The organism is Myxococcales bacterium (genome assembly GCA_022184915.1).
Classification (GTDB): Bacteria; Myxococcota_A; Polyangia; order Fen-1088; family Fen-1088; genus JAGTJU01.
The window spans coordinates 82,586-104,695 of sequence record JAGTJU010000008.1 but is presented as its reverse complement, the minus strand read 5'-3'; the positions used below and the strand labels follow the sequence as shown (position 1 = coordinate 104,695).

The following is a 22,110-nucleotide window of genomic DNA, read 5'->3' as shown; positions in this document are numbered from 1 at the left end:
GTGCGCTTCGGTGGTGGGGCAGGGCTGTGTTAGGATTGAGGGACGCTCAGACGCGCCGTGTGATACGGCGCAGCAAGTCACAGCGAGCCAACTTCGTGAACGCCGCGGAAACCCTGACCGAGCTCGAGACCGTTGGCGAACCCAAGGTCAACGACGAGCTCTCGTGCGCCCTTTTCCTCGTGCTCTGCGGGCCGAACCCCCTGCTCGAGATGCCCCCGGTGATTCTGGAAGAGGGCGTTGCGCTGACGCTGCGGCGGGGCTCTACCTTTGCGCTGCACGGCGAGGCGCCGCACCTGCAGCTGTCCGTCGCCGACCCGCACGTCTCCGATCCTCACTGCCGCATCACGGTGAGGGACGGGGAGCTGCGGGTCGAGGATCTGGGGTCGCGCAATGGCACCCAGGTTGAGGGGCAGCCGGTGCGGTCCCAGACCGTGGCGCCCGGCAGCTGCCTGATGGTGGGCCGCACGGCCTTCGTGCTTCGCCTGGAGCGCTCGGACCTGCTGGCGGGCGTATCGCAAACGCACGATTTGCCAGCCGAGCTGCGCACGCAATGCTTGACGTTGAAGGTGGCCTTTTCGCGGCTCACCCACATCGCCAACACCACCTTGCCCGTGTTCCTCTCCGGGGAAACGGGGACCGGCAAGGAGATCTCGGCCCGGAGCCTGCACGAGCTGTCGGGTCGCACGGGGGCCTTCGTGGCGATCAACTGCGGCGCGCTGCCCGAGCACCTGGTGGAAAGCGAGCTCTTCGGCTACAAGCGCGGTGCTTTCTCGGGAGCCCAGGCGGACCGCAAGGGGTTGGTGCGGGCCGCCCACGGGGGCACTCTGTTTCTCGACGAAATCGGCGATCTGCCGCCCGAGGCGCAGGTCAAGCTGCTGCGGGTGCTGCAGGAGCGGGTAGTCAGCCCCCTGGGTTCGGCCGCGCCGGAGCCCATAGACTTCCGCCTGGTGGCGGCCACCCATCACGATTTGCCGGCCCGCGTGGCCAGTGGTGACTTTCGTTCGGATCTCTGGGCGCGCTTGCGGGGCTTCGAGCTGCGGATGCCGGGCTTGCGGGAGCGCCGTGAGGATCTGGGCCTGCTGGTGGCGGCGCTGCTGCGCCGGCACGCAGGTGCCAGGGCCTCCCAGCTTCGCTTCGACCGCAGAGCCGTTGAGCTCTTGCTGGCGCACGAGTGGCCGCTCAACGTGCGCGAGCTCGACCGCCTGGTTGAGGTGGTCGTGAACTTGGTGCTGGACGAGCGCGAGATTCGCGGAGATCTCATCGACTCGCTCTTGGCCAAGCCCGTGGCGGTGGCGCCCACAAAGCGCAAGGCCGACCCGGAGCAGGTGCGGGCGCAGCTCGACGAGCTTTTGAGGGCGCACGAAGGCAACGTGACGGCGGTGGCCCGCGAGCTGGGACATACGCGGATGCAGATTCACCGCTGGATGAAGCGCTTCGGGATCTCGCCCGAGGTTTATCGGCCCTCCCTCAAGTAAGCGCGGCGGCGCCGAAGCGGGCGCCGGCCGCACCTGCGAGGGGGGGTCAGTCGTGTCGGCCACCGCCCTTGATGGGACGATCGCTTTCGGTGTCCGTCTCGCCGAGCTTGCCCACGCCGTGTTGCAAGAAGGTCTCGAGCACCTGCAGGCGCTTGGGGAGGAAGACGTTCTTGAGGGCGTCGGAGATGCGGTGGCGGGTGGGGTCGTCAGGCTCGAACTCGCGCTCGCTCACGTGCACGAAGCCCAAGGAGGGCGCCCAGGTGAGGCCGTTGCCAAGATCGTTGTTGGGAGCGGCGTCGTTCAAGCGGTGGCAGCCGGCGCAGGAAATGGTCATGGCCCTGCGGACGACCTGGAGCGGCGTGACGGGGCTGCCGAGCGTGTCGAGCCGGGACTGAATCGCCGCATGGAACGCCGTGGGCACGTCGCCAAACTGCCGCTCGTAGCGATCGATCTGGGTGGACGAGGAGAGGCTTTGGGCCGCGTTGAACCTGGGCGGGACGTCGACGGAGATCTCCGTGGGATCCGAAGCGAGCAGGCTCTCGACGGCGACTTCGGGAAAGCGGTCCTGGAAGGTGGTGGCCCGCTCGACGAACGCGGGCGCCAGTTCGGCCTTTTCCACGGGGTTGAAGAGGGCCCCGAAGGCGTTGTTCTTCACGGTGGTCGGCACGAAGCGCATGGCCTCACACGACGTGCGGTCTTCATTGCAGCCGCTGCGGATCAGCTTGAACTCCCGCAGGCTCCAAGGCACCTGGGCCGATTGCGCGCCGGGCGGGTTGATGAAGGAATTGACCCGCACCTGGCCAAAGTCGCGGGCGTTGTCTCCGAAGGCCCTGACGTCCACGGCGGCGTTGAAGTTCTCGTTGCCTTGGAAGTAAAACTTTTCGAGTGCCGCCAAGCGCTTGTTGGCTTTTTTCTCCTTGCTGAGCTCGGCCCAGAACTTCGCCACTTTTCGGCAGCCTGCGAGCTTGTCCAGCGGATGAGGGTTGCGCAGGGCCCCCTCGAAGATGATCAAGTTGCGCTGAAACTCGTTCGTGATGCCCGAGCGCTTGGCGAACACGATCCGGTACTCACCGCAAAAGCTGCCGTTCTTCGCGGCCAGGTCGAAGCGGTTGAAGAGGCCGATCGGCACGTAGGCGTCGGGGTTGGTCCCGGGATTCGAGAACGGATCGCTTTGGGCCTGGGCGCCTTCGAGGGGACGGCAGGGGTAGGGGTAGCCGTTGAGCACGGGCGCTCCGCTGGCGTCGAGTTCATCATCGCAGTGGGGACCAAGGCCCAGGCCCGGGCCGGGGTTTTGTGTGTCCCACCATTGCCGAAAGAGCTGCAGCGGCGTGAGCCCAGGCACGTTGCTTTGGGCCACGAGCTGGGTGAGGACCCGCTCGAAGGTGAAGGGCGCGAGCATGGCCACGTCGGTGATGGCCAGTGACACCCGCGGATCCAGGACGTCGGCCGCCTTCACGGCGGCGATCTGCGGTGGGGGCGCGTCGGATGTGGGGGGCTCACCACAGGCGGGCACCCAGGGGGTGGCGAGGCAGAGGCAGAGCAGGGCTTTTTTCATCAGTGTCCTTCCATGACGGGGTGAGGGAGAGCGGGCGCGAGACCCGCAGGCGCAAAAGCAAAAGCCACGGCCTCTCGGGAGGCCGCGAACCGGGAGAGGTCACGAGCTCAGCGTGTCGAGGGGTCGAGCGGCACCATCAAGAACACGTCGGTCGCGGTGGTGGGAGTGATGCGGGCGGGCGCATGGCCCGGGAGGCGCAGCTCCCACGTGACCTCGGGGGCGTCGCGGGCGCGCTCGAGCACGAGCGGGGTGACGCCCACGGCTTCGCCCTGCGCATCCAGCACCGTGGCGCCTGCGGGCTGCGAGTGCAGCTCCAGGCGCGTGGTTGCGAGGGTGGGGGCCCCCGCGCGATCGGCGGGGTTCACGAGCGCGGGCCAAAGCCACTGGGAGCCGGCAAGGCCAAGCGCGGCCAGCCCGATGGCGGTGATGGCGAGGCCTCGCCCTGCCCCGGCGCGCGGCGCGGGCCCTGGGCGGGAGGGGGGGCGCAGGCGGGGCAAGCTGGTGGGCGTGACGGCCACCGGGGGGGAAGCCTCGAAAGGTTGCGGGCGGGTTGGGTCGACGAGCGGCACGATCTTCGCGGGCCTGCCCCAGGGCAATTCGTGGGGGGGCGCGGGCAGCGCCTCGGGCGCCCCGGCCTGCGCGGCCAGCATCTCGTCCCTTACGATCGGGATCACTTGACTGCTGTGTTCCCCGTAAAGCTCACCCAGGTAGACGGCAATGTCTTCGTCGGTGGCAGGGGTCTGCCGCAGGCATTCACCGAGTTCGGCCGAGAGCTGCTTGGCCGAGGCGGGGCGCGCTTCGCGGGCTCTCTCGAGACACGCCATGACGACACCGTCGAGCCGGGGGGACACGTGAGGGTTTATGCTCGACGGCGGCATGATCGGGAGGTTCAGAACGTTTTTGACCGTCTCGTACTCCGTCTGCGCCCGGAAGAGACGCTTGCCCGTCAGCGCCTCCCAGAGCGTGACGCCCAGGGAAAAGATGTCGGAGCGGCCGTCGAGCGCCTCACAGCGGGCTTGCTCGGGCGAAAGATAGCCCATCTTGCCCTTCACGAACCCTGCCTGGGTCTGCTGCCGCGCCAAGCTGGGCGACTTGGCAATGCCGAAGTCGAGCACCTTCACGCCGCCTCGTTTGAGCAACATGATGTTTGCGGGGCTGACGTCGCGGTGGACCAAGTGAAGCGAGGCCCCGTCCGGGCCGCGCAGCTCGTGCACATAGCCCAGCGCCGAGGCGACCTTTTGGCCGATGAACGTGACCAGGCTCGTGGGGATCATGGCCCTGCGTGCGTCGTTCGAGCGCATGACGCTCAAGAGGTCGCGGCCCCGCAGGTACTCCATCGCCAAAAAGTACGTGCCCTCGGCCTTGCCGAACTCGTACACCTGCACGATGTTTGGATGCGACAGCATCGCGCTGATCCGCGCTTCCTCGCAGAACATCTGCACGAAGGATTCCGAATGCGCGTACGCGGGGCTGATGCGCTTGAGCGCCACCGTCCGCAAAAAGCCCTGTTCGCCCGGGCGCACGGCGCGAAAGATCTCGGCCATGCCCCCCTTGCCGATGGAATCGACCAGGTAGTAGCCGCCGAACCACGCGCGGGGGCTCTTGGGGCCTGGGGCGTCCGCGTGGGGATCGAGGTGAGGGGAAGACGTCATGGGCGCCTCGCAACTTGGGGGGTGAGCGCAGGGATCTCGTGCGAATCGGTCAGGGTTCCGGTGCCCGGGGGCAAAGCCGCGCTCGAACGAAAGGTTTGGCTGTTCTCTTTGAGCCCTTCGCGCAACAGCTCTTGTTCGGAAAGGATCTCGTCGTCGAAGAGCTCGCTGACGATCTGGCGCAGCAGCACGTCGCCCCCTGCGGACAGGGGCTTACACGCCTCGGCGAACTCGCGGGCCGTTTGAAACCGATCGTCGAGCCGGGGCGCCAGCGCCTTGCACAAAAGGGGCACGAACGCGGCGGGAAGGCAGCGGAGCCGGGCGTCCTCTTCAGGGCCCACGCCGGCCCCTGCCTTCACGAGGATCTGGTAGCTGGCGGTGCCCTCGAAAAGGGCGCGGCCTGTGAGGCAGAAGTACATGACCAGGGCCAGCGAATAAAGATCGGCGCGGGCGTCGACCTCCACGCAGCGGGCTTGTTCGGGTGACATGAAGCTCACGCTGCCCTTGAGGGCCCCCATCTCGGTTTTGGTCGAGCGGCCCTCGCTGGACTTGAGGACGCCGAAGTCGAGCAGCTTCACCTCGCCTTGCAGCGAGACCATGATGTTTTCGGGTGTCACGTCACGGTGAACGAGCGCGAGCGGACGCCCCTCCACGCTGCACTTGTTGTGCGCATAGTCGAGCGCGCTCAACACGGCGCAGGCCATGTGCGCCACCGCCGCAGGGGGCAGGGGGGGGCGGTGTTGGGCTTCGAGCCGGGCGCTGAGCTTGCCGAGATCGCGGCCCGCCACGTACTCCTGCACGATGAAGTAGTGGTCGCCCAGACGGCCGAAGTCGAAGATCGGCACGATGTGGGAATGGACCAGCGAGGACGCCAACGTGGCTTCGTCGGTGAACTGAGCCACCACCTGCGCATCGGAGGCCAGTTCGGCGCGCAGGCGCTTGACCACGCAAGGGCGGCGGAAGCCTTGCTCGCCGCGGGCCACGGCCAAATACACGTCGGCCATGCCCCCACCCCCGATCTTGTTCAACAAGGCATACCGGCCCACGGCGTCGTCGATGGGCGCCGTCGTTGGCACGAGGGGTTCGGGGCGGCGGCGAAAGAGGATCCACAGGGCGAGCAGCGTCGCGAGCAAGCAAAGGCCCGCCCGCGCGCCCGCCATCCCCAAAGTCCAGCGCCGGTCGGGTGCCACCTCGTTGGGGGTGACCACGAGGGCCAGCAAGCCATCGAGCGGAAGCCTCGACGTGACCGTGGGGAACGCGTTTGGGGAGGTGCGCGCGGGGGCGGCGCTGCGGCCCGCGGCGGCACGGAGCCGCTCGCCTTCGTAGAGGGCCACCGTGGCGTTCGCAGCCCGCGCGAGCACCTCGAGGCTTTGCAGAGCAAACGGGCGGGCCAGAAGCAGGACGGGGATGGTGGCCGCGTCGGTGAGCAGCATGGGCGCCGCCACGACTTGAAAGGCACGCGACCCGATGTCGATGAGCCCTCCTGCGGGCTTGCGGTCGCGGCGCGCACGGGCCACGAGACGATCGAGGGCGGGCCCTTCGAGCTTCGTCCCCATGAGCGTGTTGGCCGTGCCCTCGCGCTCCGCAAGCCCTTGGCTTGGAAACGCCTCGCGGTAGGGCTGCCACCAGGATTCGGTCTCGAAGATGTCGCGCAGCGTGGACGGCGAGACGTTGGCGCGCACGGCCGCCACCAGGCGGGGGCTGCTGGCAGCGTTGTGTCCCGCGAGCTCGAGGCCCAAGACCTCGCGGTCGAGCGCCTCCTGCACGCTCTGTCGGGCCCGCTCGGCCTGTGCGTGGGCGCGGCTGTGCGCGGCCCCCCGTTCGAGGTCGGCGAGGCCAACGTACCCTGCCGCTGCGAACGCCGCGACGGCGAGGGCGCCTGCGACACGTTTCGAGAGGGAGGAGTTCCCAAAGAGCGCCATCACGAGCTCCTAGTAGCCAATGTGTTCTTGGCGGGGTCGGCCGTACTTGTCGGGGGCTGGGCCTCGAGACCCTTTGTCGCCCGCCATGCTCACCACCACGGCAGGTGCGCCGCTTGGCCCCACCTGGATCTTTTGTGAGACAGTCCCCGAAGAGCCTTCGTTCCAGGCCTCGAGCTGGTACCGGCCCGGAGGAACGTTGGGGATGCGGAACGCCCCGGAGCCGTTGGCCACCGCGTAGTACGGGCTTTCGACCACGTAAACGTAGGCGTTCATGCTCGCGTGGATGTTGCACAGGATCTCGACGGGCCCTGCCTTGTCGAACACCTGGCCGAAGGCCCCTCCCTTGCCGTAAAGGCCGCTGTCGAAGTCGTTGGGTTTCGTGGATGAGAAGACGTTGTGATGAATTTCGTCGTCGTTGACGAAGGCCACGCGGCTGCCCACGGGAACGGCCACGACGTGAGGCAAAAAGCGCTTGTTCTTCTGCTTGATCACCTTCTTCACGGCGGGCAGAGGGGGCATGGGCCGATCGAGCGGCTTGAGCCACACCACCGTGTTGCCGGGCCCCCGGGAGCCGCCGCCCATCACGCGGCCGCTCACCAGCGTGGCGGCCGTGGTTCGACGTCTGGGGGCGACGTCGATCTCGACGGGCAGCGCCCCGTCCCTGTGTGTGGCTACCTCGGGCGCGGCGTGGTCTTGCTCCGCACGGCCGAGCGCCAGATTCACCTCGTGCGCCACGTCGGGCGGCAGGTCGGGGATGCGTGCCAGGGCTTCCCACTTGGCCATCGCGGTGGCGTGGTCGTGCCGTTGCGTGGCAGCGCGGGCCGCCGTGAGCAGGTTGACCATGAGATAGTGGCGTTCGACGAGCGCCTTGAAGGCGAGATCGTCGGGGGTCTTGGCCTCGAGGGGCAGCGGGGTGACTTCACCCGTGCAGGAACATTTGGTGTCCCCGGCGTGCGCGGCAGCCGGCGCCAGCAGCAAAGACGCCGCGGCGAGCGTGAGGGAGCCATAGGTCGCTTTTGCCATTCGTGTACCTTTCACCAGGAAAACACCACCGACGACGTGAGCACGTCGTTGTTGACGGGAAGCGCTCCCGCCAACTCGCGGTTGCGCAGAAACTCGACCTTCACCAGCAGGGACTCCCAAAAGTCGAGCCGCAGCCCGGCGGTGAGGCGGTCCACCGTGAGGCTGCCGAAGCCCTCGAAGGCGGCCCGCCGGCGCTCGTAGCGGCCGTAGGGAACGATGTTGGACAACGCCCGCCAGCCCACCCGCAGCACGTAGGCGGCCTGCGCGTAAAACCCGCGCGCCTCGAAACCCGAGGCCAGAGGATAAACGCCAAGGCCGGTGTACTTGCCCGTGTCGGCGCCGAGGCCCTTGCGCACGTCGAGGTACTCGCCGGACAGCGCCAGACCCAGCAGGAACACACGGGCGTCGACGCCGAACATGCGTTGCTCGGCCTCCGCCGAGGTCTGATCGTTGCGCGGGCCGTAAAGGCCGCTGGCACCCAGTTTCACGCCCACGCGGGGGTGATTGAACTCATACCCCAGGCGGGCCGCCAGCACCGGCGTGCCCGTCAAGCTGCGGCTCGTGGGCTGTAGCGCTTCGACGAACGTGCCGCTGTTGGTGGCCGACGCGTTGAGGCTCAAGGCGGACCACAGCGCGGGGATCTGCTGGCGAAAGAACACCTTGGCGCCCACAGAGCGGCCCGTGGTGTAGCGAGCAAAGAGCGAGGGTGTCACTCCGGTGCGGAAGTTCGACTGGTTTTCGAGGTATTCGATGCCGAAGACCGAATCCAGCTTGCCCAAGGTGATCGTGAACTCTTTCGAGGCAAAAGGCTGAAGACGTCCAAAGGCTTGTTCCACCCACAGGCGGCTTTGCTCCTGGCCGTCGAGATACCTGGGAAACAGCTGCACGCGCGCAAAAATCGTGAGCGGCGAGCCTTCGGGTTCATAGCGGGTGTCGAGGCTCAAGACGTTGAGCAGGAACGAGCCCTTGCCACCCTGGCCGGTCGTGGTGGGCAAAAAGCCATTGACGAAGCGATTGCCTGCGTCCGTGGCGGCCACGTCCCCGAAGCTGTTGACGGCGGGGGCAAACGTGTCCACGCGGTAGTCGGCAGGCAAGCGGGTGTCGTTGGGCGCGTAGCTCGTGCCGTTGCCCTGGGCCTTGGCGTACCCCACGTCGACGTAGCCGCGGAACGTGAGGGGCTCGCGGTTGGGCACGGGCTCACCATCGTCGAGCGTTTCGTCTTCCGCTGCGTCGTCGAACGCGTCGTCGTTGGGCACAGCGTGCGGCGCGGGGGCGGCGTACGCGTGCGAACCGGGGGCCAGCAGCCCCACGATCGCGAGCACGAACGGCAACCCGCGCAAAGCGCGCGCCCTCATTTGACGGCCTTTGCAGCGTAGGTCACGAAGGGGCAGGTCATCAGGATCTCCGTGCGGGTGATGGCGGCGTCGCCCAGGCGGTCCTCCACGGCGGCTTGGCTGTCGAGCCAGGTGCAGCTTCCGGGAAACCCGGGATCGTCGAAGCAGGCCTTGTCGTTCATGGCGACCTTCTTGGCGTTCAGCGCCACGCGTCCGCGGTAGGCGGCGGGGTCGAGGTTGGCGGCCGTGAGCAGCGCCGAGGCCGCGGGTGAGGCGTCGGGCTCGAAGGGGGCGGCCGTCACGGGAACGGCCGCGAGGTAAAGCCGGCACAAACCGCCGAAGCGCGGGCGGTTTCCCACCACCTGGGCAGGCGCGCGCGCGCCGAAGGGCCCCGTGCCCACGACGCCGGGCCACGCCGCCGCGGACTCGGGCAGCGTCCCCCGAGGGTGCATCCAAAACAGGGCCACCTCGTGCACGACGTCGGTCTTGTCGTAGGTGAAGTTGTTGCCGCCCAGGTTCATCGAAGGTTTGAGGTCGCCTTCGACCCAGGCGTCGGGCCCCAAGGCCACGGCGCCCACCTCGCTGCCGAGCAGCGGGTGTTTGGGCTTGCCTTCACCCAAGTTCAGGGACGCCGTACGCATCGAGTAGATCCAGGCGGGCCCCGGGTACATGGGCAAACCGGCGGCGAGCAAGGCGCGGCTATCGGTGTAGGTGCTGGGCGTGGTCTCCGGGGGCACCACGACCCAGAACACACGCCAAAAGGGGCTGTAGAACGTGCTCTCGACATCCACGTCGTAGATCGCGGGCGCCACCTTGCCGTCGGCATCTTTCAGTCGGTACGTGGAAGGCGCTTTTTCGTCCCAGGCGGTGACCAGCGAATACCAGGGCTGCAGCCAGATCTCGTCGTAGCCGGTCCACATCTCTGCCGCGACGTAGGCGGCGGGCATACCTTCGGAAAATGCGGGCAGCACGCGAAGACGGCTCGTGCCGTCGGCATTCGGCTCGAAGAACGTGGCCGCACGAATGCCGCCCGGGAAGGTTTTTCCCTGCAGCACCGACAGCCCCGACATGAAATGCCTGTTCGAGCGCGGGCAGCGACCACACCTTGGGGGCGTTGGGTGCGTCGCGAGGCTCACACGCGGCCAACACGAACAAGGTGCAGGCGCAGGCCCACTGTCTCATCGAACGACTGCTGCGTGCGTACGTGCCCATCGGTGCCGGGGGGCACTGCAAGGCACGTGCGCAGGCGATGGGCTTGGCAACCTCTCGTTATGCTTGGCGACGCCGCTGCCGCAGGGGGCACGAGGGGCCTGGGTGAGACGTTCATGAGACGTCTCAGGGTCAGGCGCCGATACACCGCCGGTGTAGGGGTAGGCCGCCGCTCATCGATCGGGCACGAGCGGAATGCGTGCGCGCGTGACGAGGGGAGCGTGGGGCGTGCGCGCCGCGAAGGTGACGAGCTCGACCTCATCGAAGCACCGCTGCCGTGGGGGCGGCTCATCGGGTCGGGCCAACGCGGGCAAAAGATCGCGTGTGGGAAAACGTCCGGCATAGCGACCCACGGTCAGGTGGGGCAGGTAGCGTGTAGGGGCCAGGGGGCATCCCGGTGCGGTGAGAGCCCCGTGGAGCCGCGCCAGGCTGCCCGTCACGTCTTCGATGGCCAGGAAGGGCGCGCCCAGGAACGAGTGCAAGCCCCCGATCCGATAAACGAAGGGGCCCCCGACGGTCCGCGCGAGGGCCGCTTGCTGCGCGAGGGCGGTGGGCGTGACGTCGTCATTGGCCGTAGCCCGCGGCGCCACGAAGCCGGCCACGGCCAACGTGATGTGCAGATCCTCGGCGCCCAGCGGCTCGATCCACGCGGACAGGGTGCGCTGGGCGGCCGCCACACGCGCATGCACCTCGGGGTCGTCCACCCGCACGATCCACACGGCATAGCGCGAGCGCCCCCTGTGCCAGGCCTGCCGCACCCCCGCTGACTCCACCAGAGTGTCAGGACCGGCGGCGAAGACGCGCCTCGTGTCGTCGAGCGGCTGGGGAGGGGAGGAGCGGGGCGCCATGGCGAGCCGCACGCTAGCGCAGGCCCGCCCGACAAGGCCAGCCCTCGGCGGGTCGAGGCCTGCCCGCGAGGATTCGCCTGCTAGATTTGGCCGTTCCCATGACCCGCCTGCCCGCGTCCGACGTTCTTCCCGAAGTTGCCCGCACGACCGAAGGCGCCCCGGCGCCCCGGCCCTGGACCCCTGCGTCATGGAAGAGCCGTCCGCTGGCCCAGGAGGTGGCCTACCCCGACCCCGACAAGCTCGCGCAGGTGACCGAGAAGCTCAGTTCCTTGCCTCCGCTCGTCACGTCATGGGAGATCGAGCGCCTGCGCAGCCTCATGGCCGATGCCGAGGAAGGCAAGCGCTTCCTGCTGCAAGGCGGAGATTGCGCCGAGACGCTGGCTGACTGTCGCCCCGACGTCATCGCCAACAAGCTCAAGATCTTGCTGCAGATGTCCGTGGTGCTCATCCACGGCTCGAAGCGCCCCATCATCCGCGTGGGCCGCTTCGCCGGCCAATACGCCAAGCCCCGCTCGAAACCTTCGGAGCTGCGGGGCGACGTGGAGCTTCCGAGCTACTTCGGGGATCTGGTGAACCGGCAAGACTTCACCGTCGAGGCCCGCACCCCCGATCCCGAGCTCTTGCTGCAGGCCTACTTGCACGCCGCCGCCACGATCAACTTTGTGCGCTCGCTCTCGATGGGCGGTTTCGCTGACCTGCATCACCCGGAGTTTTGGGACCTGAGCCAGCTGTCGCGCGCCGAGCTTCCCGCGGGGCTGCGTGAGGACTACACGCGCATGACCCGCGAGATCGGCGAAGCCATCCGCTTCATGGAGGCCCTTGGTGAGGCCAAGGTGGACGATCTCACCCGGGTCGAGTTCTTCACGAGCCACGAAGGGCTCTCCTTGCATTACGAGGCCGCACAGACCCGCAAAGTGCCCCGGCGCGAGGGGCACTACGACCTCACCACCCACCTGCCCTGGATCGGGGAACGCACGCGCGACTTGCAAGGGGCCCACGTCGAGTTCTTCCGCGGCATCCGCAACCCGGTGGGGGTCAAGGTGGGCCCCAAGGCCACGGCGGACGAAGTGGTGAGGTTGGTCGAGGCTTTGAACCCGAGCAACGAGGCCGGCAAGCTCTTGCTCATCACCCGCATGGGCGCCGACAACGTCGAAAGCGTGCTGCCGAAGCTGATCCAGGCCGTCAAGCAAGCGGGCCGCCGGGTGTCGTGGGTGAGCGATCCCATGCACGGCAATGGGCGCGTGCTGGGCAGCGGAGTTAAAACCCGCAGCTTCGACGACATCCAGGCCGAGGTCGAGCGCACCTTCGCGGTGCACGCCGCCTTGGGCTCGGTGCTGGCGGGCGTGCACTTCGAGCTCACGGGAGACGACGTCACCGAGTGCATCGGGGGCGGTCTCTCCGAGGCTGATCTCGATCGCAACTACGCAAGCGCCTGCGATCCGCGGCTCAACTACCGTCAAGCGCTGGAGATGGCCTTCGGTATGGCCAAGTTGATGAACGGGGCACCTGGCGCCGCAACGGACGGGAGGCGATGATCGTGAAGCGTCTTGGAACACACCTTGGCCTCTGCGCGTTGGGCCTGTCTCTGTTGTCCTGGACGGCGGGGTGTCTGGGTGACGACTGCGATGACGTGTGGAAGCCTGACATCAGGCGCGGCCCTATCTGCGCCGATTCGGCCAACCGCTGTGCCCAGCTGGCGAACCAGCCCGACCGCACCTTGGGGTTCGTGATCAACCTCGCGCCCGCGAACGCCGATGGCAAGCCGGTGAGCGCAGACGCGCTCGCACATCGTGCGTCCTGCGTGCGGGATCTGCTCTTTGAGCGCGGCGTGCCCCGGGTGACCGTGGCGCCTGACAATTCGAACGTGGTGGCCACGGGCAGCTTGCGCCGCGTGGGTCCCGCGTTGGAGCTCGTCTCGGTCGCGAACTTCGTGATGAGTTGTGCGACCGAGGCGGCCTGCGCAGACTGTGAGGCCAAGCCCGTGGCCGCGTGCCAAACGGATGCGTTTTGCGAGACGCTGGCTGGCGCGCCGCTGGATCTCGCGCGGCAGTGCCTGCTACCCGAGGTGCCGCTTTCGTGCGCGAAATCGGGACAGGCTTGCGATACGGCGCTCACCTGGGCCGCAAGCCCGAGTGGCGCCTGCCACCTGTTTTCCTCGGGCTGCCTGCCGCCGGGCTTTGCGGCGGCCGCGTCGTGTATGCCGCCCACGTTGCCGCCCGCCTGCACACCCTAGCGCGCCCCCTCAGCTTTGCGAGCTGGGGGGCTGGCAGGCTAACTGGCCGCGAACCGGCGCGGGGCCGGTGGGCTTTCCACTTCGGGCAGCACCACGTTGAGCTCGAGCACCTCGCAGTCGTCCCGGCGATCGAGACTGACCGAGACGTTCTGCAGATCGATGACCTCGTATTTGGCCAGTACAGCCAGCAGCTCTTGCTGAAGCTGCGGAAGATAGTCGGGGCCCCCGCGCGTGGCGGCCCGCTCGCGCGCGACGATGATGGACAAGCGCTCCTTGGCCAGGCTCGCGGGCCTGGGCTGGCGCCGAAAAAAGTCGATCAATGACATCTCAGCTCCCCCGGTTGTTCGGTTAGCCGAAGAGGCGCGCCAAGATGCCGCGCTTTTCTTCGTTGATGAACCGCTGCTCGCGCTCTTCACCGAGAAACCGGTAGACGACGTCGAGGTAGGCCTGCGCCGCATCGCTTTCCTCGTCGAGGATGGCCGGGGTGCCCTTGTTCGACGAGAGCAACACGACCTTGGATTCGGGGATGACGCCCAAAAGAGGAATGCCGAGCAGCTCCAGGATGTCCTCGACGCTCAGCATCTCCCCCTTCTTGACGCGCGCGGGGTTGTAGCGCGTGAGCAGAAGGTGGCTCTTGATCGATTGGCCCCCCGAGGCGGCGCGGGTCTTCGCGGCAAGCAGGCCCAACACGCGGTCGGAGTCACGCACCGAAGACACCTCGGGGTTTGCCACCACGATGGCTTCATCGGCGAAGAACATGGCCATCTGGGCGCCCTTTTCGATGCCGGCGGGCGAGTCGCAGATGATGTACTCGAAGCCCATCGTCTTGAGCTCCTCGAGCACGCGGCCCACACCTTCTTCCTCGAGCGCGTCTTTGTCGCGGGTCTGCGACGCGGCCAGCACGTAGAGGTTCTCGATGCGCTTGTCTTTGATCAAGGCTTGCTGAAGCTTGGCTTCGTTCTTGATGACGTTGACGAAGTCGTACACCACGCGACGCTCGCAGCCGAGGACGAGATCCAGGTTGCGCAGGCCCACGTCGAAGTCGATGGCCACCGTTTTGTGGCCACGCATGGCGAGCCCTGCGGCGAGATTGGCGCTGGTGGTGGTCTTTCCGACCCCACCCTTACCCGAGGTGACAACGATGACTTTGGACACGATATGGGCCTCCCTGATTCAATTCGCGAGTCGTGGTCCCATAAAACATTGAGAGGCGAAGTCCGTAAAATTTTTGGAGAAAACGGCGCCACGGGTAGCACCTGTGACTACATCGAAGTGCGCAAAGAAAAGCGCCCTCCGGGGGGCGCCTGGGGTGGGGCAGAGGACCCCGTCACAGCGGGATGATGTGGCACTCGCCGTGTTCGATGAACACCTGCACGGCGCGGCCCACGCGATCGGCGGGCAGGTCGTCGGCCAACATGTATGCCCCCGCGATGCAGATGAGCTCGGCCTCGAGCTTCTGGCAGAAGATGCGTGCTTCGGGGTAACCGGCTGCGCCTGCAATCGCGCGTCCGCGCAGGGGGGCGTAGACGTGCACGTGGCCATCGGCAATGACCTGGGCGCCGGGGTTCACGGGGCCCAGCACGATGAGGTCCGTTTGCCGCGCGTAGATCTCCTGACCGCTGCGCACGGGGGTGCGAATCACCATGGGCGGCCTGTGCGCGAAGACGGGACGCGCGGGTTCGGGCGCGGGCACGCTGGCCATGGGAACCGTGGGCCCCTCGTTGACCGAGGCGGTGGGCACGGGACCTGCGGCGGGGCGCACGTCGGCGGCGTCTCCCAGGCCGTCGGGGCCGAGGCGCAAGCCTGCGGGGCCGGTGGGCTTGATAATGCCCAGCCCGGCCGCGATCGCCTCTTCGTGGAAGGCCTCGTCGAGGTTGGTGACCCCCACAGGCACGACGCCACGGGCGCGCAACATGCGCGCGAGAGCCGCAAGCGCGATGCCGTCGGAGCGGCCTTGCAGCGGCGTAAAGTCCACCACCATGGGCGCATGTTCGAAAAACTGCGGGAACTGCGTGACCCGGTTGCGCAGCTGCCGCTCGATGAGCCCCAGATCGCGGCTTTTGAGCCGCATGACGGTGGTCGACGACATGACGCCTTTGAGATCGAAGGCGGCGTGGGCCTTCGTGGCGGCGGCAACGCCTTCATGGGCCACGGGGGGACGGCGGGCTGACAGTGCTTCCATGGGCTTCGCCCCATGCTTGGCCCTGTGGCCCGCGGGGTCAAATTAGTGAATGTTGCACGCTGACGCGTCAGCGCGTCTGCGGCGGGGCGTCCGCAGGGGCCGTGGTGATGAGCGCCACGGCGCCAACGATGATCGCCGCCGACACCAGCGTGCGGGTGCCAAGCGGCTCTCCCGCGAGCGCGGTGCCAAGAAACACGGCCACGACGGGGTTGACGAAGGCATAAGTGGCCACGCGGGCCGGGGGCACCACCTGCAAAAGCCAGATGTACGCCGAGTAGGCCAAAAGCGAGCCGAACACCACCAAATACGCGAGCGCGAGGAGCGCAGCGCTCGTCACCTGCGCGGGAGAAAACGTGGTCATTTCGCCCCGGACGGCCGACAGCAAGAACAACGCAGCGCCGCCCGCCAGCATCTGCATGCCCGTGGGCAAGAGCGGCGCCTCGGGCACCCGGGCGCGTCGCGACCACAGCGAGCCCATCGCCCAGGACAGCGACGCAAAGAGCACGGCGAGCACACCCAGCGCGTGGGCGCGCGCCGGGGTGCCCGGGGCTTGGTCGTGCGCAAAGGCCGTCACGACATCGGGGCCCAGCAACACGGCGATGCCCACGAGCCCGAGGCCAAGACCCGACACCAAACGCCCCGAAGGACGGCGCGCCCCGGTGGCCCACGCCAGCGCCACCACCCACAGCGGCACGGTGCCCACGATCAACGCCGCCAGCCCCGAGGGAATGTGCTGCACCGCCCACACCACCCCGCCGTTGCCGCCCACCAAAAGCAACAGCCCCGCGATCGTGGTGTTCCTCCAGTGTCCGCGGGCAAGGTGGGTTTTCCCCTTGGCCGCGTGGTAGCCCCACATGGCGCACCCTGCGAGAAAAAACCGGATGGCGCCCAGAAGAAACGGAGGCAGGCTGCCCACGCCGATGCGCATGGCCAGGTAGGTCGAGCCCCAGACCACGTACACCGCGGCGAACGCCAGAGCGATGGCCAGTCGAGACGGAGGGGGCGGCGGGGTCATGGGGGGGCCGAGCGTACCAGCCGCTCGGGCGCGGCGCCGCGGGCAGGCTCTTCGGGAGAGGTTCGGGCGGCCTCCCATGCCAGCATCGCGCGCTTGCGCAGAGGGCCCCAACGGTACTGCCCCGTGTGTCCCTCGCTGCGGATCACGCGGTGGCAGGGGATGAGCCAGGCGATCGGGTTGCGCCCCACGGCCGTGCCCACAGCGCGCGTGGCGCCGGGGTTGCCAATGGCCCGCGCAATCGCCTGGTACGTGGTGACCGCGCCCTCGGGGATGGCCAAGAGCGCACGCCAGACCTGGAGCTGAAATGGGCTTGCCGAGACGAAGAGGGGCAAAAGCGGGCGATCCCCGCCAAGGCCGCGCGGAGGCGGCGCCCGGAACACACGCGCCACGAGGGGCGCCGTGGCTCCCGCGTCCTCGGCGAGCTGTGCCTGCGGAAACGTGCGGGCCAGCGTCGCGCGCAGCTCTTCGAAAGAAGTGCCGCCGGGATCTTCGGAGACGAAGCCCAGCTGGCAAAGGCCCCGCGGTGTGGTGGCCACGAAGCAGCGGCCGAAGGGGCTCTCGTGGACACCCCAGCGGATCGGCAAAGAGGCGCCGCCCGAACGCATCTGCCCGGGCGTGACGGCTTCGAGCCGCAAGGCCAGATCGTGCAGCCGCGACGCGCCCGAAAGCCCGCCCTCAAAGGCCGCCTGCAGCACGGGCACATCTTGCTGCAGGCGCGCCCGCGCGAACGACCACGTGAGGTGCTGCATGAAGCGATGGGGCGTGATGCCTGCCCACCGGTGGAACAGGCGCTGAAAATGAAAGGGCGAAAGACCAATGTGCTTCGCCACGTCGTCGAGCGAGGGGTGCTCCGGCCAGCGTTCTTCGAGATAGCGAAGCGCCGCTTCGACGCGGTGGTAATCGGCGGTCATGTGCCAAGCAGCCTATCCCCGCCCGTGCGCGGCTTCGACCCGATTCTTGCGCTGCAGGTGCCTGGGGCGCGCCCCTCGCTTCACGGCGAGGTCTCCACGTAGTCTGCCGTGATCATCGAAAATTCGCGGAAGGGCTTGTGCAGCCAGAAAAGATGGGTTGGACGGACTGGTCGAGGGTCAGACACGCTCCGGGCGTGCGAGCGAGAACGCGATTTTGAGGCGTTGGGGGGACGGGCAAGCTCCCCGGTCTCGGGCCGTAACCTGCCCGGATGTTCTAGACACGCGAAGTTGCCGAAAATGGACAACGAAGACCCTAGAAGCGTTGTACGAACGCGCGTTTCTCTGGCCCGACGTGAAGCGGCAAGTTTTTTGTGGCGACACAAGCCGCGGTGGAGCCGACTTTGGTAGCTACCACGATGCAGGCGGTTCCACTTTTCGGCGCCACTATCGTTGGTCATACGAGGCCGCCGTTGACAGCCTTCGGAAGGAGGCGTGTCGGGCGCCGCATCGTGACTCGGCGCGATCCTCGATGAGATCCACTACGTCGACCCCTACGCCGACGGTTTTCGCTACGCCTTGAGCTAGGACGGTGCAACCAAAAACCTCTCGACATTGCTATCGACCATCAACTTCGATGCTTTGAACGAATCGTTGCGAGGGACATTCAATTTCCTTTCGGTAGCATTCACTGAAATCCAGTGTCTCGACACTTCTTCAGTGACTACGAAGTAGCGATGGCGCGCGAATGCGGTTGGCCACGGCGTGAGGAACTTGGACGAGCGCGGCAAGAGTACCTCGAACGCAACTCTGCGAAGCGGGATGATGCTCGGCAATAACGGACTTTGACCGCCTGAGCGATTCCATTGCGCACTGAGCCTCGAGCGGATAGGCGGACTCCGAAACGAACGCCACTTGCCGCCGAGCGGGCTCGCTAAATTTAGGACTGAAAAGGGGCGCCCGCCCAGTTGACTAGCCAAGCCGTTTGCAACTAGTATAGCCATTGGGCATCGCCCACTGGGTCGCCGTGAGGCAGCCGTCCTGAAGCTCGCTTCTAGCGAGCTTCAGCTTTTTTGAGTGCTTCGAAGCAACTGTATTTAACGACCAGATGTGGGACGTCCTCTGGGCGCAGCTGCGCATCGAGGAGTGTACCCGCACGTCTCAAGGCGGCGTAGGGTACGTTTCCGGAGTCGTAGCCGCCAAGGCACAGTGGCCATAAGCATAGATCGGCAAGTTGCATCAACGGAGACGACTTACTCTTCTTGCGGAACTCGTGCAGCGTCGCGGCCAGCGCGGCTGGGTGAAGTGGCTCGTATTTGGCAGCTCTAGTGGGATCGAAAGGCTGACCCACGTTCCGCATATCCGAATAGTAGTTCTGGAGTTGACCGTCTTCACGTTTGCCAGCGCTCTCGATGAGGATCCGGAGCTTGCAATCCTTGGCTATCGCGTATTTGGCGGCACGCTCGACCACGATATAGAACGCAGTCTTGCAAAGCTGCCAGCGTTTTCTTCCGTACTGGTCGCGATACCGACGGTTGTAGCCGGGCCGATCAACGACGCAAGCGAGCGCGGTAAGTTCGCGCGTCGTCACTAGTTGTTCGATATCGGTGTAGAACTTTTCCCGCCTTTCGGCGGATGCGCCGCGGAGCCATGTGAAGGGGCCTTTGCTGGCGCGAATTTCTGACGAGTGGAGAGGCTGGCCATGCAGCTTCCATTCAGAGACCAGTGCCTCGTGCTTCGCGCGCACGAACGCTTCATCACGCTCGCGAACAAGAACCCCGCCCAATCCGAAAAAGTCATGGCCATGCCCTGGCAAAGCATCCTTGGGATGGCGGTCGGGACTTCGGGAACCGGAGTCATCGATATAGAAGTTCATGACATCGGCCATGGCGAACGCTACCTGATCTGCGCGAAACGCACAAACCAGTAGTCTCACCTTGGTGACGCCTGGAGAAGAGGACCGACTCTGTGGCCACTTGCTCGCCTTTGTTCGGAATGAGTGGCCCAGCTAGCAAGAACTCACTGGAGGTGTCTCTTTGGCTCCGGCCGTCCAACCGATAGATCTCGCAGAAAGTCAGGCGGCGACTAAATCAGAAAGAACGGGGGACGCTGGTCACACGAAAGCGTTGTGGCGGTTGTGAGAGGCCTCGCGAAAGGGCTTCGCAGATGAAGCCAGGAAGCCAGAGACGTTCGTCAGGGATCTTCATTGGGCGCGCGCAGGTCGACCTCGCGTGTGAAGGTCACGGGCTTGACGGGCGGCGGTTCGAGGCGCCACGATTGAACCTCGTCCTTCACACAGAACAACACGTCCGTGTCGAGCGGCTCGAGCGCCACCACGGCGGCCTGCCGCGGTTGCCCCGACGTGTCCACCACGAAGCGGACCAGCACGCGCCCCGGCGGAATCGCGGCCGGCGCCACCTTCTGCGCGAAGGCGACCTTGTGCCTGCATCGCCACAGGGTGCGGGTTTCGTCGGCGAAGAGCTCGTTGCTGGCGGTCTGCGTCTCCATCTCCGCCGGCGCAAGGGCCCGTTCCTCGTCGCCGCGTCCGAGGCTGCCGAGCTCTTGCGCGGGGGCGATGCCCACGCCCGGGTTGTCGACGGTCACGTCGCGCACCTCCTGGGGCGTACCGGGCGTCGTCTCTTGCGCCCTCGTCACCGCCGCCGTCGTCGCCACCGCGAGCCCCAGGAGCCACACAGACCAAGGTTGCTTCCACACGCGCATCGCTGTCCCTCCCCCACGACTTGGAAGTGTGCAAAGCACATTCCAGCGCGATCGGGCGCCTTGTGCCTGGGGCGGACGCGAGGCTCGTTACCTCGCGGTGACCTGCGGCGTGCCGGGCCGGTTGTGTCCGAACGCAGGCAGGCCTATAACGGGGGTGTGGTCATCGTCGATCGCACCTCCCTGACGGCTGGCATCGCGAACAACCTTCGCGGGATGCCGATCCTGAGCCGCTTCGGTACGCGGCGCCCCTTGACCGCCATCAACGCCGTGGTGCTGCACCAGATGGGCTTCGATCGAGGGGACCGGCCCGATCAATACGATACGGTGATCGCCCACTTCGCCGTGCTTCGCGACGGCACCGTGCTGCAGCTGCGGCCCGTCGAAGCTCTGCTGGACGACGCGCACGCGCGGGCCAGCCTTCACATCGAATTCGCCTCGTTCGGCGCCGAGGGACTGGCCACGTCGGAGGAGATCGCGGACGGAACGGCGGGATCCCGAGTGCCCACCTGGGCCGAAGTGGAAGCCGGACGGCAGCTGGTGCGCCACCTCTGGAGCCGCCATGCGCTTCGCTACGTCTACGCGCACAGGCAGTTCAATCTGCATGGCCGCCCCAACTGCCCGGGCCCACATATCTGGTACAACGTGGGCCACTGGGCGGCGGTGTCTCTAGGTCTTTCGAGTGAGGGGGCCCCGCGCCCCATCCCCGACGCGTGGCTGGATCCCGCGGCGCGCGTGTAGGCGCTCTTCACCCGCCGAGCAGGCCCACCACCGCGCCGGTGGACAACGTGGCCAGCGTTCCGCCCACCACGCTCTTGGCGCCGAGCCGCGCGATCTCCGCGCGCCGTTCGGGCACCATGGCCGACAGCCCCCCGAGCATGATGCCCAGGCTTCCGAAGTTGGCGAAGCCACATAGCGCATACGCCATGATGAGCCGGCTGCGCGGGCTGAGCGCCTCGGGAGGCAGCTGCGACATTTGCAAGTACGCGAGAAACTCGTTGAGCACCGTCTTCGTGCCCATCAGCGCCCCCGCCACGGGCGCTTCGCGCCACGGAATGCCCATGAGCCAGGTCACGGGCGCCATGAGCCATCCCAGCACCCGTTCGAGGGACAGCGGCGCGCCGGCAACCGCAGGCAGGACACCCAACCCAGCGTTCACGAGGTGCACGAGCGCCACCAGCACGATCAGCATGGCCGTCACGGTGAGGAGAATCTGAAGGCCCGCGGTGGTCCCCGCCGTCACGGCATCCATCACGCTCTTGGTCTCGGGCGCAGGGGCGGCGCCGCCCGTGAGCGTGGCTTCCGTCTCAGGCACCATGAGCAGGGCGATCGTCACGGCGGCGGGCGCGCTGATCACCGAGGCCGTCAGCAGGTGACCCGCAGCGTCTGCCAGCACGGGCGAGATGAGTTGGGCGTAAAGCACCAGCACGGTGCCCGCGATCGTGGCCATGCCCGCCACCATGAGGACAAACAGCTCCGAGCGCGTGAGCTTTGCCAGGAAGGGGCGCACGAAGAGAGGGCCTTCCACCATGCCCACGAAGACGTTGGCCGCCGTGCCAAGCCCCACCGCGCCCCCGATGCCCAACGTGCGTTCGAGCACCCGCGAAAACTGCCTCACGAAGAACGGCAGGATGCGAAAGTGCGTCAGCAGCGACGTGAGCGCGCTGATGACGACGATGAGCGGGAGCGCGCGGAACGCGAAGATGTACGGGGAGGCGCCTGGCTGTGGCGCAAAGGGAAGCGACCCTCCTCCCAGGTAGCCGAACACCAGCGAGGTGCCCGCTTCCGTGGCGTTCTGCACGGCCAACACGGCCGCGTTCAGCGCGCCAAAGCCCGCGCGCACGAGCGGCACCTTGAGGATGAGCGCGGCCAGGCCTATTTGTAAGGCCATGCCCGCCGCGGCCACTTTCACACGGGCCGCCCGGCGGTTTTCGCCGAGCAGCCACGCGAAAAGGGTGAAGCAGACAAGGCCCAAAGCGGAATGCAAGGTGTCGAGCATGGTGCGTGAGGTGGCGATGGAAACGCAGCAAAGGGGGGGG

19 protein-coding genes are annotated in these 22,110 nt (G+C 67.0%); 4 read left to right on the top strand and 15 right to left on the bottom strand.

The window, feature by feature from the left end; translation table 11 throughout:
- Positions 1–95 precede the first annotated feature (95 nt).
- Positions 96–1,475, top strand: coding sequence for a sigma 54-interacting transcriptional regulator (locus tag KA712_24020; protein ID MCG5056034.1), 1,380 nt, complete (start codon positions 96–98; stop codon positions 1,473–1,475).
- A gap of 46 nt (positions 1,476–1,521) precedes the next feature.
- On the opposite strand, the gene KA712_24015 is transcribed toward KA712_24020, so the two are convergent.
- The 7 genes from KA712_24015 to KA712_23985 all read right to left on the bottom strand — a co-directional run bounded on the left by KA712_24015 (position 1,522) and on the right by KA712_23985 (position 11,015).
- On the bottom strand, positions 1,522–3,030 hold the full coding sequence (locus KA712_24015) for a hypothetical protein (protein MCG5056033.1): 1,509 nt from the start codon (positions 3,028–3,030) through the stop codon (positions 1,522–1,524).
- A gap of 107 nt (positions 3,031–3,137) precedes the next feature.
- Positions 3,138–4,682 carry a protein kinase gene (locus tag KA712_24010; GenBank protein ID MCG5056032.1) on the bottom strand — a complete coding sequence of 515 codons (1,545 nt, stop codon included), beginning with the start codon at positions 4,680–4,682 and terminating at the stop codon, positions 3,138–3,140.
- A complete protein-coding gene (locus KA712_24005) occupies positions 4,679–6,601 on the bottom strand; it encodes a serine/threonine protein kinase (GenBank protein ID MCG5056031.1) in 1,923 nt (640 codons plus the stop codon). Before KA712_24005 ends, KA712_24010 begins: the two co-directional genes overlap by 4 nt.
- A gap of 9 nt (positions 6,602–6,610) precedes the next feature.
- On the bottom strand, positions 6,611–7,624 hold the full coding sequence (locus tag KA712_24000; protein MCG5056030.1) for a hypothetical protein: 1,014 nt from the start codon (positions 7,622–7,624) through the stop codon (positions 6,611–6,613).
- A gap of 11 nt (positions 7,625–7,635) precedes the next feature.
- Positions 7,636–8,979, bottom strand: a complete 1,344-nt coding sequence (locus KA712_23995; GenBank protein MCG5056029.1) for a hypothetical protein — start codon at positions 8,977–8,979, stop codon at positions 7,636–7,638.
- Entirely contained in the window at positions 8,976–10,028 is a 1,053-nt protein-coding gene (locus KA712_23990) for a hypothetical protein (protein MCG5056028.1), read from the bottom strand. The genes KA712_23995 and KA712_23990 overlap by 4 nt, the downstream gene beginning before the upstream one ends.
- A 312-nt stretch (positions 10,029–10,340) precedes the next feature.
- Positions 10,341–11,015 (bottom strand): 2'-5' RNA ligase family protein, encoded by a 675-nt coding sequence (locus tag KA712_23985; protein ID MCG5056027.1) that lies wholly within the window; start codon positions 11,013–11,015, stop codon positions 10,341–10,343.
- A 98-nt stretch (positions 11,016–11,113) separates the two neighbouring features.
- Here KA712_23985 and KA712_23980 point away from each other — a divergent pair, with 98 nt between their 5' ends.
- Positions 11,114–12,550, top strand: a complete 1,437-nt coding sequence (locus KA712_23980; protein MCG5056026.1) for a 3-deoxy-7-phosphoheptulonate synthase — start codon at positions 11,114–11,116, stop codon at positions 12,548–12,550.
- Between the two features lie 2 nt (positions 12,551–12,552).
- Positions 12,553–13,248 carry a hypothetical protein gene (locus KA712_23975; GenBank protein MCG5056025.1) on the top strand — a complete coding sequence of 232 codons (696 nt, stop codon included), beginning with the start codon at positions 12,553–12,555 and terminating at the stop codon, positions 13,246–13,248.
- Between the two features lie 38 nt (positions 13,249–13,286).
- On the opposite strand, the gene minE is transcribed toward KA712_23975, so the two are convergent.
- The 7 genes from minE to KA712_23940 all read right to left on the bottom strand — a co-directional run bounded on the left by minE (position 13,287) and on the right by KA712_23940 (position 20,068).
- Positions 13,287–13,574, bottom strand: coding sequence for a cell division topological specificity factor MinE (minE, locus tag KA712_23970; protein ID MCG5056024.1), 288 nt, complete (start codon positions 13,572–13,574; stop codon positions 13,287–13,289).
- A 22-nt stretch (positions 13,575–13,596) separates the two neighbouring features.
- A complete protein-coding gene (gene minD, locus KA712_23965; GenBank protein ID MCG5056023.1) occupies positions 13,597–14,403 on the bottom strand; it encodes a septum site-determining protein MinD in 807 nt (268 codons plus the stop codon).
- A gap of 172 nt (positions 14,404–14,575) precedes the next feature.
- Positions 14,576–15,430 carry a septum site-determining protein MinC gene (gene minC, locus KA712_23960; protein ID MCG5056022.1) on the bottom strand — a complete coding sequence of 285 codons (855 nt, stop codon included), beginning with the start codon at positions 15,428–15,430 and terminating at the stop codon, positions 14,576–14,578.
- A 67-nt stretch (positions 15,431–15,497) separates the two neighbouring features.
- The gene (locus KA712_23955; GenBank protein ID MCG5056021.1) at positions 15,498–16,445 is read right to left on the bottom strand and encodes an EamA family transporter; all 948 of its coding nucleotides are present in this window, start codon (positions 16,443–16,445) and stop codon (positions 15,498–15,500) included.
- A complete protein-coding gene (locus KA712_23950) occupies positions 16,442–17,356 on the bottom strand; it encodes a methylated-DNA--[protein]-cysteine S-methyltransferase (GenBank protein ID MCG5056020.1) in 915 nt (304 codons plus the stop codon). The genes KA712_23955 and KA712_23950 overlap by 4 nt, the downstream gene beginning before the upstream one ends.
- Positions 17,357–18,407: 1,051 nt before the next feature.
- The gene (locus KA712_23945) at positions 18,408–19,241 is read right to left on the bottom strand and encodes a DUF3800 domain-containing protein (GenBank protein MCG5056019.1); all 834 of its coding nucleotides are present in this window, start codon (positions 19,239–19,241) and stop codon (positions 18,408–18,410) included.
- A 305-nt stretch (positions 19,242–19,546) separates the two neighbouring features.
- The gene (locus tag KA712_23940; protein ID MCG5056018.1) at positions 19,547–20,068 is read right to left on the bottom strand and encodes a hypothetical protein; all 522 of its coding nucleotides are present in this window, start codon (positions 20,066–20,068) and stop codon (positions 19,547–19,549) included.
- 129 nt (positions 20,069–20,197) lie between these two features.
- On the opposite strand from KA712_23940, the gene KA712_23935 reads away from it, so the two are divergent.
- Entirely contained in the window at positions 20,198–20,812 is a 615-nt protein-coding gene (locus KA712_23935; GenBank protein MCG5056017.1) for an N-acetylmuramoyl-L-alanine amidase, read from the top strand.
- Between the two features lie 7 nt (positions 20,813–20,819).
- Here KA712_23935 and KA712_23930 read toward each other — a convergent pair whose 3' ends face one another.
- Positions 20,820–22,070, bottom strand: coding sequence for a NupC/NupG family nucleoside CNT transporter (locus tag KA712_23930; protein ID MCG5056016.1), 1,251 nt, complete (start codon positions 22,068–22,070; stop codon positions 20,820–20,822).
- Positions 22,071–22,110 lie beyond the last annotated feature (40 nt).